This is a genomic window from Bacteroidota bacterium, assembly GCA_030017895.1.
Taxonomy (GTDB): Bacteria; Bacteroidota; Ignavibacteria; order UBA10030; family BY39; genus JASEGV01.
In genome coordinates this window covers 12,608-27,435 of sequence record JASEGV010000044.1, presented here as the reverse complement: position 1 = coordinate 27,435, position 14,828 = coordinate 12,608, and the positions used below count along the sequence as shown (strand labels likewise).

14 protein-coding genes are annotated in these 14,828 nt (G+C 38.7%); 13 read left to right on the top strand and 1 reads right to left on the bottom strand.

Annotated features, from left to right (window positions below):
• From QME58_09530 to QME58_09480, 11 genes are all read left to right on the top strand, one after another.
• Nucleotides 1-786 (top strand): hypothetical protein (locus QME58_09530; protein ID MDI6804072.1); only part of this gene is annotated, 786 nt, incomplete at its 5' end.
• Nucleotides 783-1,796 (top strand): 6-bladed beta-propeller, encoded by a 1,014-nt coding sequence (locus tag QME58_09525; GenBank protein ID MDI6804071.1) that lies wholly within the window; start codon nt 783-785, stop codon nt 1,794-1,796. The genes QME58_09530 and QME58_09525, both read left to right, overlap by 4 nt.
• Nucleotides 1,797-1,873: 77 nt before the next feature.
• Complete coding sequence (locus QME58_09520; protein MDI6804070.1) at nt 1,874-2,602, top strand: cytochrome c3 family protein; 729 nt, start codon at nt 1,874-1,876, stop codon at nt 2,600-2,602.
• A 132-nt stretch (nt 2,603-2,734) separates the two neighbouring features.
• On the top strand, nt 2,735-4,378 hold the full coding sequence (locus QME58_09515) for a hypothetical protein (GenBank protein ID MDI6804069.1): 1,644 nt from the start codon (nt 2,735-2,737) through the stop codon (nt 4,376-4,378).
• A 213-nt stretch (nt 4,379-4,591) separates the two neighbouring features.
• Complete coding sequence (locus QME58_09510) at nt 4,592-5,596, top strand: 6-bladed beta-propeller (GenBank protein MDI6804068.1); 1,005 nt, start codon at nt 4,592-4,594, stop codon at nt 5,594-5,596.
• A 15-nt stretch (nt 5,597-5,611) separates the two neighbouring features.
• Nucleotides 5,612-6,037 carry a cytochrome c3 family protein gene (locus QME58_09505; protein ID MDI6804067.1) on the top strand — a complete coding sequence of 142 codons (426 nt, stop codon included), beginning with the start codon at nt 5,612-5,614 and terminating at the stop codon, nt 6,035-6,037.
• A gap of 43 nt (nt 6,038-6,080) precedes the next feature.
• Complete coding sequence (locus tag QME58_09500; protein MDI6804066.1) at nt 6,081-7,073, top strand: 6-bladed beta-propeller; 993 nt, start codon at nt 6,081-6,083, stop codon at nt 7,071-7,073.
• The gene (locus tag QME58_09495; GenBank protein ID MDI6804065.1) at nt 7,073-8,956 is read left to right on the top strand and encodes a cytochrome c3 family protein; all 1,884 of its coding nucleotides are present in this window, start codon (nt 7,073-7,075) and stop codon (nt 8,954-8,956) included. The genes QME58_09500 and QME58_09495 overlap by 1 nt, the downstream gene beginning before the upstream one ends.
• A 52-nt stretch (nt 8,957-9,008) precedes the next feature.
• Nucleotides 9,009-10,424: a cytochrome c biogenesis protein ResB gene (locus QME58_09490; protein MDI6804064.1), complete on the top strand. Its 1,416-nt coding sequence runs from the start codon at nt 9,009-9,011 to the stop codon at nt 10,422-10,424.
• Nucleotides 10,424-11,248, top strand: a complete 825-nt coding sequence (gene ccsA / locus QME58_09485) for a cytochrome c biogenesis protein CcsA (GenBank protein MDI6804063.1) — start codon at nt 10,424-10,426, stop codon at nt 11,246-11,248. Before QME58_09490 ends, ccsA begins: the two co-directional genes overlap by 1 nt.
• A gap of 4 nt (nt 11,249-11,252) precedes the next feature.
• Entirely contained in the window at nt 11,253-12,281 is a 1,029-nt protein-coding gene (locus QME58_09480; protein ID MDI6804062.1) for a hypothetical protein, read from the top strand.
• A 29-nt stretch (nt 12,282-12,310) separates the two neighbouring features.
• Here QME58_09480 and QME58_09475 read toward each other — a convergent pair whose 3' ends face one another.
• Nucleotides 12,311-12,811, bottom strand: a complete 501-nt coding sequence (locus QME58_09475) for a hypothetical protein (GenBank protein ID MDI6804061.1) — start codon at nt 12,809-12,811, stop codon at nt 12,311-12,313.
• 132 nt (nt 12,812-12,943) lie between these two features.
• Between QME58_09475 and QME58_09470 the strand changes: the two genes are divergently transcribed.
• The gene (locus QME58_09470) at nt 12,944-13,306 is read left to right on the top strand and encodes a hypothetical protein (protein ID MDI6804060.1); all 363 of its coding nucleotides are present in this window, start codon (nt 12,944-12,946) and stop codon (nt 13,304-13,306) included.
• 2 nt (nt 13,307-13,308) lie between these two features.
• Nucleotides 13,309-14,784, top strand: coding sequence for a cobalamin-dependent protein (locus QME58_09465; protein ID MDI6804059.1), 1,476 nt, complete (start codon nt 13,309-13,311; stop codon nt 14,782-14,784).
• Nucleotides 14,785-14,828: the final 44 nt, after the last annotated feature.

The following is a 14,828-nucleotide window of genomic DNA, read 5'->3' as shown; positions in this document are numbered from 1 at the left end:
ATATGTTACGCTGTTTCTATCTATCATTTTTACCCACTCACTTCCACGATGAGCCTTATATTATTACCAACAGGAAGCGTAGCTCCATCTTCAAACTTCAGAGTTCAATATCATCATTTTACTTTTTTCAATAATCACTCGTTTAATTCGATAGATGTAACGGGTGGATTTTCTTCGCATCTCGAATTGTACTTGAAATATGCAAGTGAAATCAACGGACACGTACTGCCCGCCTCCGTAACCGGATTCGGCGGTAAATTCCAATTTCCTTTTGAAATTCCTTTTATTTACAGAGCCGCAATATGGGCTGAAAAAATTAACTCGACAGCTTCCGATAAATTAGTCCTCTTCCCAGCCGATATGACCCGCTTAGGAGTTGTTGCGAGCGTTTATACGAATGCAATCGAACCAACAGTATTTTTGGGAATAAACAAAATCGACAAAGGGACACGATTTTTAGGAAGCGTTGGCTCAACATACTCGGTTAACCGCAATTATAAATTGGGATTAGAATTTACATACGGATACTTCGGCAATCACGATTTCACAAGCTTGCTAAGTTTAACATCACGTATTTTTTCGAACTTAGGTTTGCAAGTTACTGGCGGGTACATCTCGGGAACTTCAGTAAAAAGATGGACAGTTTCGGCTGGTATTTCGCTCACGACCGGTGCTATCGATTTTTCGCCACGTAGAGAACAGGAAACCCGACAGATAGTTCCATCGTTTGACGACATTATGAAAAGTATAGATGAAAATAAAGAAGAAACAAAAGAGAATAAATGAAAACTATTAATAAATTAAATTGGTTAGTTTTACTTTTTGCTGCACTACTAATTGGTTGTAGCACTTCGAAGGATGTTCAAAAGGAAGAAATAGTTTGGCCCGCCCCCCCCGACGAACCAAGGATAAAGTACATCAAGACATTGAACAATGAAGATGCGTTTTTATCGAGTTTTGGTAAAGCTGCACAAGTAATTACGGGTCGAACGTCTAACTTGCGGCTTATCCGTCCGTTCGATGTAGCAACCGATGGAAAAGGAAAAGTTTTCGTTTCCGATATGGAACAAGGTTTATTACTGTTCGATGAAGTGAATAAAAAAGTAGTTCCATTAGGCGCTAAAAGTATTTTGCCTTTAGGCAGGATTGTTGGAATTGCTTATGGAAACGGAAAATTATTTGCAGGTTCAACGGAATTGCGTGGAGTCGTTGCTTTAACTTTGGATGGCACAGTTATTCAAACTATTGGCAGACAAGGTCAATTTCAGAATCCTGTTGATGTTGCATTCGATAAAAACTTGAACCGCGTTATTGTTGTAGATAATAAAGTTCATCAAGTGGTGGTATTTTCTGAAGAGGGCGATTCTCTTTTCACAATTGGGCAAAGAGGTGAAGCTGATGGTGAATTCAATTTTCCTCAATCCGCTGCGGTAGATAACGAAAGCAACATCTATGTTGTCGACGCTTTCAATTTTAGAATACAAGTTTTTGATAAGAACGGTAAATATTTACGCAAATTTGGACAACAGGGTAACTTATTTGGAATGTTCGAGCGACCTAAAGGTATCGCAATCGACAAGCGTAATAACTTATATGTAGTAGATGCTCTTCATAACAATTTTCAAATATTTAATCAAGATTTTGATTTGTTAATGTTTGTTGGAAGGTATTCCGACAGCGACAATTTAGGTTTTTTAAATCCTGTAGGAATTTGTATTGATGAAAACAACAGAATATATGTAGCAGACCAAGTGAACGAGAGAGTTCAAATATTTGAGCTGCTCAAAGGAAATTAAATTTTTCTCATCTGCCTCATGAGAAAGATTCTATTAATTCTGAGGCTTAATTAATTAATAATTAAAGGAGTTATTAAATGAAACGATTACTTTTAATCGCAGTAGTAATTTTAGCAGTCTCTTCTGTAGTTTTAGCACAAACTTCTCTGATGTTAAACACGAAGCACGACTTAAGAGTTACCTCTACCAAAACAAATGCACAGTATATAGCTGGTGCATCGGACAGACTTTGCTCATATTGCCATAGCCCACACATTCCAGCAGCAGGTGTTAAAGATCCACTATGGGCACGAACTGCAAAATCAGGTCAAAACTGGGGTAGTTACACCGGTATCCAAATGGATGCAACAGCTATCGACCCAAGTGATAATACTGGCGACCAACACAAAAATGTTAGCAATATGTGCTTAAGCTGCCACGATGGTTCAGCAATGTACACATCGGCAGCTTATGTAAAACGCCCCCACGTTACCGGAACAGATCCATGGGTACCTTATGAAACACGAACAGTTGCAGATATCCCGAATCGTGACAGGAATAAAATTGTAAGTGGAACAGATTACCCAAATTTAGGGCACACACATCCTGTTAACTTCAACTATGCTGATGCACTTGCAACTGATGGTGCTTTGAACACACCAGCAAATACTCAATATGCATACCTCGATGGTACAACAAAAGTTGGCCGTTTATTCGGTGGAAAAGTTCAATGTTCATCTTGCCACAATCCTCACAAAACCGATACAAAGATGGTTCAAGGAACACTTACGGATGGTAAACTCTGCGTTGCTTGTCACGCAAAATAATTTATTCTGTAATTTATAACCTTAGGGTTAACTAAAAAGTAATAATTGTAGGTCGGCGAGGCTCGTCGACCTACACTATAATTTGAATTTGGCAAGGGAAAATTGATACAACAAATTATATGGATTTTGTGTTTGACTATATTAATGCAGCTTACAGCTATACCGCAGATTACATCTATCGGCGGTGAGTTTCGTTACCAGCAACAATATCAGACTTCAAAATCCGGAAATAATACATCAAAGTTTAACCGTTACAGTCCTCAATTTAATTTGGGGGTTAACGGATATCTATATTCGCCCCGCCTTATTTCATACGGTCTTCAAACTGCTGTTCATTTAAACTACAACAACTCGTATTATCAAAATTTCTCACAAAAATCTAAAAGCTTTTTATTCAACTACTACAATATTAACGCTACTGCACTACAAAATTATCTTGTTCGATTAGATATGTTTGCGCGAGACGGCGAGTTAGAATCGAGCACGAATATAGTCGGTTTCGGCGAAAGCCCTTTCAATTTTCGTCAGCAGCAGCAGCGGTTACAAATTTCTACAGAGAAAATCTACTTTCTTCCCACAACAAACATCTATTACAATCAAAACAGAAGTTGGTCGGTTGTACCAACATCAAATGCAGATCAAATACAAAGAGAGTTTGGAATTAATTTATCGAAAGCTTCAACCGAGTCGAACATCTCCCTATCGGGTAATTTTAATGATGTTTACGAGAAATCAACGGGCGACCGGGATAATTATTACCGATTAGTTATGAATGGCATGAAGCAATATACCGAAAAAGCGCGATTCGATATTAACACAGAATATTACAGCTATAATAATTTTGGTTTTACATCCGGCTCGCTGATGTTTTATAATGAAGCAAGCGACCAGATACGTCTAGGCACTTCTGTAAACGGCAGGCACATCGAATCTGAGAACTCGGTCTCTTTTGGTTTAAGTCTTAGTCAATCTGTGCAATATCTCATGAACAAAAATTTACATTTGAACTATAATATTTTTACAACACGCAACGACGACCGGTATATAATTGAAAATAACAAAGACGACGTACGGAAAATTATTTTGCAAAGAATGGGAAATGCATTTAACCTGCAGCATATGTTCGGGTTTACAAATATCGATTTTAGTAATGGCATAAACGTCGGCTATAGCAAACAAGCGGGTACCGAAAAACAATCGAACATAAATGGCGGTTTCGCCAACTCGATCAATGCTCGGGTTTACGATTTTAATATTACAAGTAGCTTTGCATTTAATAAAAGCAAAGTCTATTACAACAGAGAACGCGACGAAACATTCAAGAATGCCTCGTTAGCTATATCAAAATTATTGTTCGGTAATTTGAATTCCGAATCGATGATCGATTACCGGGATGAGGATATATATAGTAAATATGAACCTTCCCGTTCATTAACTCAATTACGGTTAAATCAACGGTTTATAACATCTTTATATTATTACATCCCTTTTTCATTAAGTTTTAATGGAAACATAAATTGGAATTTAGGAAGATTCAAGTCGAAGTTTTACAGTATAAATTTAAACTTTAATAGCGCTCAATTTTTTATGCGGAATCTTTCATTAGGATATTCGCTTAGCTGGTCGTACGACCCAATGACCCGCCGCGATTTTATAAACCAGGATGCCGAGATTAATTACCAATGGCGGGCATTAAGTTTTCAACTTCGGCTTCGAGAATTTCGTTTTATAGATAAACGCCGTGAATTATGGTTCACGGTAGCAAGACCCTTTTAATTGTTAAAAGGCAATTGACAATTAGCAATTATATATAGCAAGTAGTATCAAAATTTTCAAAACAATAAATCATTAATCATAAATTTAAAATCTAAAATTTTAGAATCCTCTCTGAACATTCCCTTGCCAGAGAGAAGGAATTAGGAGCTTCCATCTCGTTATTCGGGATGGAACTCCAATTCCGAGTTTATGAAAAGGTCAAATACTAAATAAATGAAATACATATTAACAATATTATTCACAAGCATCTTCTTGATTGGTTGCGGGACGACAAAGGAAACTATTCCCGAATACATCTGGCCCCCGCCTCCCGAGCAACCGCGGTTTAAACTTGTGAATATCATTAAAGGTGAAGATTATTTTGCCGAAAGCAAAGGCGATGCATTCTTGAGAATTTTAGCGGGCGAATCGAAAGAAAATGCCTTGATGCGTCCGTTTGGAGTTGCCGCCGACGCAACCGGCACTATTTACGTAACCGATACAAGCTTGAAAAATGTAGTTATTTTCGATAACCGAATGAAAAAAATGCGTTCCATCGGCGATATAGGTCAGCATAAACTTCATACACCAATCGGAGTTATTGTAACTCCTGAAAATAATGTCATTGTTTCAGATTCCTTCTTAAAAAGAATTTTTGTCTTCGATGCAAACGGAAATGTAGTCCGAACTATCGGCAGCGAAAATCAATTCGGATCGCCGACAGGAATTGCATACGAGCCAAAATTACGCCGCATTTATGTAGTCGATACCAATAAACATTCTGTCATCGTTTTAGATGAAGAAGGTAACCAACTCTTCACATTCGGTGAACGAGGGGGCGAAGACGGACAATTCAATTTTCCTACAAATATCACAATCGCTGACGAAAAAGTTTATGTGATAGATACATTCAACGGACGTATTCAGATATTTGATTTAACGGGAAAGTTGTTATCTAAGTTCGGTCAGTTTGGCAATACCCCGGGAAATTTCTCGCGTCCCAAAGGGATTGCAATAGATAGTTATAAAAATATTTACGTAACCGATGCAGCATTCGATAACTTTCAAATTTTTAACGAGAAGGGTGAGCCGCTTATGTTCATCGGCGCACCTGGAATGAATGCAGGCGAATTTCATCTTCCAGCCGGTATTTTCATCGATCCTAATAATCTTATTTATGTGGTCGATCAATTGAATGCGAGAATACAAATTTTTCAATATATAATTCATAACAAATAAAAAGGAGTTATTAAAATGTATTATAAATTATTTATTTTTGCCCTAACACTAAGTTTGATTTTTGCCGGAATTAATGAGGCACAAATTAAAAACAGCAAGCACGATTTATCTTTCAGTTCCACAGCAACAGTGAGAACAACAACATCAGGTTACAACGAAGTTTGTGTGTTCTGCCATACTCCACACTCGAAACAAAGCTCGTCACTATTGTGGAATCGGACAGCATCGACTGCAACTTATACAGTCTATTCAAGTCCAACGATGGAAGGAACGGTACCACAGCCGGGTGGAGTTTCAAAGAACTGCCTAAGCTGCCACGACGGAACTGCAACGTTAGAATGCGGAAGCTGTCACAACCCCCACAGTGTCAGCGGTGTGTCTATGTTTCTACGAGTCTCAAATGCCAACAGCGAATTGTGTTTAACTTGTCATATAAAATAATTGTATATTTGTTCAAGTGAATTTAGAAAGACGCTCGATTTTTTTGAAACAACATATTAACTACATCGCTTTTGTAATACTCGTTCTGTGCAGTTGCGAAATGATTTCACAAACGCAGCAGCCGCTTGTTTGGCCCCCGCCACCCCAAAAAGCCAAAATCCAACATCTCCAAACTATTTCTTCGCTTAAAGACATTGGGGTTGAAGAAGGATTTTTTTCAAAAATAATTAATTTTATTTTCGGCACCGAGTCTTCCGAGCGTTGGTTAGAACAACCAGTTGGCATCACAGTTAGTAGTAATCAAATCATTTACATCGCTGATCCGGCAGCAAAGTGTGTTCACATCATCGATATAAAAAATAGTAATTACGATTTCATCGAGCGTGCTTTTGACCACACACTAATATCTCCCATAGCTATTGCAATTGATTCAAAAGGAAGAATATTTGTTTCCGATTCTCAATTAAAAAAAGTATTTGTATTCGATAAAAACAACAAACCCCTTTCAGCACTCGAGTACGAATTCATCAGACCCACAGGTTTATCCATTAAAGATAACAAGTTGTACGTAACGGATACAGGTAATCATTCGGTTTGCGTTTTTGATTTGAATGGAAAATTTATTTTATCATTCGGTAAACGAGGAAGCGGTGCTGGTGAGTTCAATTATCCTGTCCACCTATCAGTAACTAACTCCATTTTTGTAGTGGATGCAATGAACCATCGAATTCAGGCATTCGATAATAAAGGAATGTTCCGTTTATCATTCGGCAAAGTTGGAAATTTAGCCGGACATTTCGTCCATCCGAAATCGGTAGCAACAGATTCTGAGGAGAACGTTTATGTAACCGATGCCTTGATGGATAATTTTCAGATATTCAACAACCGCGGCGATTTATTGTTAGTAGTCGGATTGAAAGGTACTGAGAACGGCGAGTTTATGAGTCCGAGCGGTATCGCCATCGATGGACAAGATAGAATCTATGTGGTCGATTCCTTAAATAGGAGAATCCAAATTTTTAAATATCTGAAATAATGTTAACCCGGATAAATATATCATTTTTATCATTCTTGATTTTTGTAAGTTGTCCATTTCTCCTTGCACAGACAAGTATCAGAAATTCAAAACACAACTTGAGCACAAGTGGTACTGGAACTATCAAAGCTGCATCAGAAACGGAGATATGTATTTTTTGCCACACTCCGCACAGCAAACAAGCTACCACGCAATTATGGAATCGACAGCCGACTACGGCAACCTACACACTCTACTCGAGCGAATATTTAACGAGTATTTCCTATTCAGCACCGAATCAACCGAATGCAAAATCGAAACTTTGTTTATCGTGCCACGACGGAACGATTGCAATCGGAACAGTTTATAACACACGCGGTGCGGGCAGCACAGGTACTATCAGTATGACTGGTGGAGTTACAACTATGCCGGTTGCATCCCCCGGAAATATCGGAACTAATTTGGCAAATGACCATCCCGTCGGTTACTTGTATGAACCAGCTAAAGACAATCAATTAGTATCCAGAACATTTCCATGGAACACTGCTGTAAAACTTGATCCCGATGCTTCAACCGGTCGTGTGGAATGCCATAGTTGTCATAATGCTCACGACAATCAGTTTAGTTCCTTCCTTCGTATGAGTAATGCAAATGCCGGGCTTTGCACACACTGCCATAATAAAACTAATTACGCAACTTCTATTCACAGAACATCAGCAACAGCATATACACCAAGCGGCGGAAGCGCTACGACAGTCGGTGAGTATTCATGCCGTGGCTGTCATAAAGCCCACTCAGGTAGTGGAACACCTTACATCCAACGGGCAGTCGAACAAAACAGTTGTTACGACGGAACGAACACGGGTTGTCACGGTTCTAACGCACCTGTAGCAAATCGTATTCAACCTGAGTTAAATAAAACCTGGAGACATCCAACAAACACAACTGACGGACGCCACAAGAATCGGATTACACACGAAACCACTGCTGAGCTTGGCAGCACCAATAGGCATTCTGAATGTCAGGATTGCCATAACCCTCATCAAGCACAAGTTTCAGTAGCAAAATCAACACGTGGTGCTTTACGAATTTCTGCCGCACTGCGTGGAACCTGGGGTGTTGAACCAACTTGGCCCACGCCAAACACAGCAATGCTAACAAACGATGTAACCTGGGCAGTGCCTACGGTTTATACAAAAATTACAACACCAACCGATGAATATCAGGTCTGCTTAAAATGTCATTCGGGATATGTTTCGCTACCTGTAGGTAAACGAGATATTGCTGCTGAAATAAATCCGCAATACGCTTCCTATCACGGAATTGTTCCCGGGGGAACAACAAACGCAAACGTAGTAGCGACGACAACGAATGAACCTTGGGCAACCAACAAGCGAGTATGGTGCAGCGATTGCCACGGAAGTGAAACCAGTACTTCGCCACGAGGTCCGCACGGGTCGACTTTAAATAATGTTGGACCGGGCACTTCAAATTCAGATAAGATGTTAATTGCAACAATTCAAAGTACAACAGCAGGAACACCTCTCTGTTTAATTTGCCATAAAGCAACATCGTATAGCTCAGCTTCAACTGGTAGCCGTTTCCCTGATCATTCCCGAGGTAATCATAAAGTTGCTGAAGGGTGCTTTGCTTGTCATATGTGGGATTTTGCAGGAACAACACTCAACACCGGTGGCAAGAGCGGACGCATAAATGCTCATGGCTGGAACAAACGTTATTACTGGCGTGAGAGCGGCTCGACTCTTGCAGCCGGAACACGTGTTATGGCTGATAGATTTGTTGGCGGATATAATTCCGATGTGAACTTTGCAACACGACAATGCTTTACTGATGCTGACGCAACACGCGGATGTAATACGCATACAGGTGGAAGGACATACTAATCGATGCGGATTTTGGATTTATGATTTGGGATTATATATTTAGAATAAGACTATGAATAAAATTAAAACAATCTTAAAAAAAATAATTCATAAGATAGCGACACCGAAAATTGCTACAATTATGATGATTCATTTGTTGGGATTTTCCATGTTTGCGGCATTTAATCCCACGACAGATATTTCCAATTTTTCAAAGAATCTAAACCAACTGCTTGCTCTCGATAATTTTTCTCCAATTAAAACTATCAGTTTTCAAAATCATTTCGAGTCGTTTGCAGTCGTCTTCACATTAATCTCTCTTGGAATTAGTTTATTGATTTCAATATTCTATCGGTCTAAAACTGAGATTAAGAGAAATAAAAAATCTAACATTCAAAAAAACGATTCTGCAATTTCAAACCTTCATCAAACATACGCCAAAAAATTAGAAGAAAACGGATACGGTGTATCGACGAACAATTCAGGTGTGGTAACGACTATCCGCGGGCTAAAAGGTAAGTATGGAAATATCGGTTCTATTTTATTCCATTCGAGTTTAGTTATTATCCTGTTGGGAATAGTAGTGAGTAAGTATGCGTCGTTCGATGGAACGCTCGCACTTACAGAAGGACAAACTTTTAATTCATCAAAAGACCGGTTTCTGAATGTTCAATCCGGAAAATATTATCAACATCCAAAAGAAGATTTTACATTCAAACTTTTGAAAGTTGAGCCATCGTATAAAGTGAACGGCGCTGCCGCGCTTGCATCAATCATAGAAAATGTAAAAAAGAAAAACACCGACATTCCGGTTTATATCAACAACGGATATACTGTCGAAGGTTTAACGCTGCACCAAGGTGATAAAACCGGTTACTCACCTTTCATACACATCTCTGACAAAAATGGAAAAATAATTACCGAAGGATATACACGCCTCGCATCTTACTCGCAAAACGGACAGCGGATACACAGCGATTATTTAGAATTTGAAAATGGCTCACTCCGTTTTGAATTTGAGCTTTTACCCGATGCTGCCTTTCGCGACGGAAAATATGTATCAAGAACTGATGAACTTAAGTCGCCGGTTCTACGGGTTGTAGTTCTGAAAGATAAAAATGTATTAACCGATACTTACGTACCGGCAGGTGGAATTGTGAATGCAGAAAAATATGAAATTGCATTCGGTGATTTACGAAGATGGTCGGAGTTTACACTTTCGAACGATCCGGGCTTGAGTGTAATTCTGTTTGGCGTTGCATTCGGGTTTATCGGACTTGTATTACGATTATTGAGTGTCAGAAAAGAGATAATAATCAACTTGTATTCCATAAACGAAAGTATAACTTTCGACATCATGGGAACTACAGAAAAATTTCACGCTTCATTCGAAGATGAATTGTCGGTTATGCGAACTGATTTAGAAAATGTTTTGAAAAAATTTCCTAAATTGGTAGTAACCGATGAACAAATTTTAGAAGAAGCGTAATGGAAACAATCTTATCCGTTTTATTTTGGGTAACGGTAATATTATATGCCGTTAGTTTTGCTATCTTCGCGGTTGCCTTAATATTTCTAAAATCCAAATTGCTAAATTTGGCAATCCGTGTAACACTAATTGGTTTTATGCTTCACACAGCCGTGGCAACAACACGCTGGGTCGAAACCGGTTATCCCCCTTTTGTATCATACTTCGAGGCAATGTCGGCAAGCGCCTGGTTCGGTGTTTTAATTTTTCTGCTATTACAGCAATGGAAACCTTTCATTCGATCCGTCGGTGTTGGAATAATGCCATTCATTTTTTTATTGATGGGTTGGTGCGGAACTCATCCATTCGGCGAAAAAATTCTTCCCGTCAGCTTACAAAGTTTTTGGCTTTTTATACACGCATCATTCGCAACGGCAGCGGTCGGCTGTTTTATGCTAACAGCCGGCGTAGCAATAATGCGACTTTACACACAAAAACATAACGACAATTTAGACGACCAACTTCTTACTGCTAAAGCCGAAAAATACGATGAGTTTAATTTTCGACTGATACTTTTAGGTTTTGTATTCTACGGAATAATGATAATTTCCGGTGCAATCTGGGCTGATGCCGCTTGGGGGAGATTCTGGGGCTGGGACCCGATTGAATTGTGGAGTTTAATTACGTGGCTGCTTTATGCAGTTTATTTACACATTTATTTCACTTGGAAAAATTTACGTGGAAAGTTTTTGGCTTTTTATGCAATAATCGCTTTGCTCGTTGCAGCGTTCTCCCTTTGGGGAGTCGGAATAGTTTATAAAACGCTTCACACTTACGGGGGCTAACGCTTTGAGGCAAAAATTATCGATAGTTATATTTATACTCGCCGGAGTAGTGATCGGAATTTTAATTTGGTTGATTTCTTCTTTAACAGTAACCGACTTAATAAAAAAAGCTGAAAAAATTGAAACAACTATTTTTACTCAACCGCCGATATTTGTCGGATTTAAAAATATCGAACTTCCCGATACTTCCGCACAAGTTTTCGCTTTAACTATCCACGACGAAAAATTGCTTGTTTCATTTTTAAATTCGGACTGCATTCAGGAATATTCATCTTCACTTGAATTGATAAGAAATATCTGCTTGCTCAATGGCGAGTCGGCTTCAATAACCGGTATCGTTGTGGAAGGCGACAGGTTGTATGCGGCAAACTACAGGACGGGTGAACTCCACCAAGCCGATTATAAAACCGGAACGCTCATCAATTCTTTCGGCTTGTTTCCCGACCAGCGAACGAGTATGAAATTATTCGGTGTTGCATACCGCAGCGATGCAATTTACGTTAGCGATTCACGAACAAATCAAATATTGGCAATCAGTGCAATCGCAGTTCCTGATTTAAAAGATGAGGATGAATTATTGTTAAGCTTCCCCTCTGCCGAAGTAAAAGATTTTCAATTAAGTTTCCCAACATTTTTAGCAATTACTCCCGACGGTAGATTGTTGGTCTCGGACGTCGGGAATAAAGAAGTGAAAGCGTTCACTTGCAGCGGACGCCCCGCACATTTATTTGAGAAAGGGGGTGAAGCAAAATTCGCCGCCCCTATGGGAATTGCTTTTGATAATGTTCCATCGCCAGAATTAATTGCACTTAAAGATTCTGTTTTTGAACCCTCGGATGTTTACGAACAAGGCAGAATCCATATTGTCGATACAAAATTGGCAAAAGTAAAAGTATTCAATGCACTCGGTAAATATGTTCTGACTTACGGCGAAGAACTTGAACAGCCGAACGGAATCGCAATCGACCAAACCCGCAGGTTAATTTTTGTTGCAGATGCGAAACGGAATGGTGTGGGTTTGTATAAATACTAATTTGGTAAACCTATACAGATATTTAAAATTCACTTGTTGTGGCATTGGACGCAAAGATTTCCTTGAAATGCCTGTTGTGTTAATTCTTTGTCGGAATTACATTCTTCGGGTTCGATGCTCGTCGAATTCGATGCAAGAAGTTTGTTCTTTGAAACATGGCAACTCAGGCAGCCGACTTTGCCCTCGACCAATTTTATGCTCTGATTCATTCTGCCGGTGTTCACATACTCACCGGGGTTTGAAAGATACGACTGCTGATAACTCATACCTATCGAATGGTTCGAAGTTTTCATATAACCATCGACTATAAATTCGAGCGGTGCATTAGCAGGTCGTAGTTCAATCTCACGGCTCTTCGAACCATCGTGACAGCGCATACATTGCTGCGATTCGATATCAAGTTCAGTTTTGTCTATTCGTTTTTGGGGTTGTTCAGTTTTAAATAAATTTGAAAACCATTGAGCGTTCGCTTCGGTTTGAATCCCTATTAATAGACTCCACACTAAAATGTGCAAAATTGTTTTTTTCATTTTCAAGCCTTAAGTTTTTTAACTAAGGCTTCATAATTATGCCATTATCTAAATCTCACAAAAAATGCTCGTAATGCTGAATTTCGAGGATATTTTTGTAACTATTACAATAAAATTTAGGATAATTCTACAATGTCAGTATTTATAATGTTAAATAATTTTATACACGATTTTGTTGTAGCACTTTTATTTTCAATTCTTTTAGTGATGAATTGGATATATCTGCAAAGCAAAAAGAATAATTTCCCGGTACGTAAAGATTTTGCCAAAGAGATATTCAGGTACTTGAATAAAACCACGATTTGGATTTGGGCTATGATAATTGTTGGAGGAATCATAAGAACTATTAACTACAAAGAATTTGAGTGGAGTGAAGCTGCAGGAAAAGACCAAATACCCGCGTTAATTGTAAAACATATTTTGCTTGTAATTCTTGTTATATTTGGGACGACGTTACAATTAAGATTACGAAAGATTTTTAAAAAGGAAAATTAGTTTTGATAAATAGAAAAAAAATATTATTCATCACACCCCCTTATCATTCAGGAGTAGTCGAATCTGCCGGCCGCTGGATGCCGCTTTCGTTCGTATATCTTGCCGGTTCTGCACGTGAAGCCGGGTACGAAACCGAGATTTACGATGCAATGACAAAACAGCACACACTTGGCGATATCCAACAAAAACTTGAAACTACTGATGCCGATATCCTCGCGATGACTGCGATAACTTCGTCGTTCCCCGCCTCCATTGATGTTTTGAAGTTAGCAAAAAAAATAAACCCAAAAATAACAGCTATATTAGGAGGGGTTCACCCGACTTTTTGTTATGAGGCAATATTGGATGAACATCCCGATTGTGTCGATTTTATAATTCGTGGTGAAGGTGAAAATACTTTAAAAAACCTACTCACTGCAATTGAAAGAAATAATTCAATTGATAAAACAAACGGGCTGGCTTACAAAGCTAACGGGTCGATAATTGTAACAAAGCCGCAGCCGTTCATTGATGACCTCGATAGTTTACCAACAGCGTGGGATTTGATAGATTGGAAGGATTACAATTACTTCGTGATTCCCAATTCGCGGCTTGCAGCTATAAGCACTTCGAGAGGATGTACGTTCGGTTGCACATTCTGTTCTCAACAAAAATTCTGGAATAAAACCTGGCGTGGAAGAAATCCCGAAAATGTTGTAGCTGAAATCGAAATGCTTCATAAGAATTACGCTGCGAATGTTTTTCTTATTGTAGATGAATATCCTACAAGCGACCGGAACCGCTGGGAAAATTTCTTGGATAGATTAATTCAAAAAAATCTGGACATTTATCTTCTAATGGAAACAAGAGTAGAAGATATTGTGCGGGATAAAGATATTTTGTGGAAGTACCGGAAAGCCGGTATAGTCCATATCTACATCGGTGTTGAAGCAACAAACCAAGATACTTTGGATTTAATAAAGAAAGATGTCAATGTTTCACTTTCTAAAGAAGCAATCGATTTGATCAGAGAACATCGTATGATTTCCGAAACTTCATTTGTGTTAGGTTTTCCTTGGGAAACAAAAGAGACGATTAAAAAAACCCTTGAGCTTGCCCAGCATTACAACCCCGATTTTGCACATTTTCTTGCAATCACTCCTTGGACCTACGCCGATATGTATGAAGAAATGAAAAACCATATCGAAGTTTGGGATTACTCGAAATACAATTTAGTCGAACCGATAATCAAACCTAACAGTATGACGCTTGAAGAAATACGTTCGGCAATGGTTGATTGCTACAAAAAATACTACAGTAGAAAAGCATTAGACTATATAGGAGAGAAAGATATTTTTAAACGCGATTATTTACTCCGGTCAACCAAACTGATAATGATGAATTCGTTTTTAACACAATACTTAAAAGCCGGTAACTCCGAAAATGGGGGCAGTCTTTTCCCTTCGAGTGTAGCAAAGTTAATAAAAGAGATAATTTAGGTGGTTGCCTTTCTCTCAGATATTTATTAATTTTACACAAAATT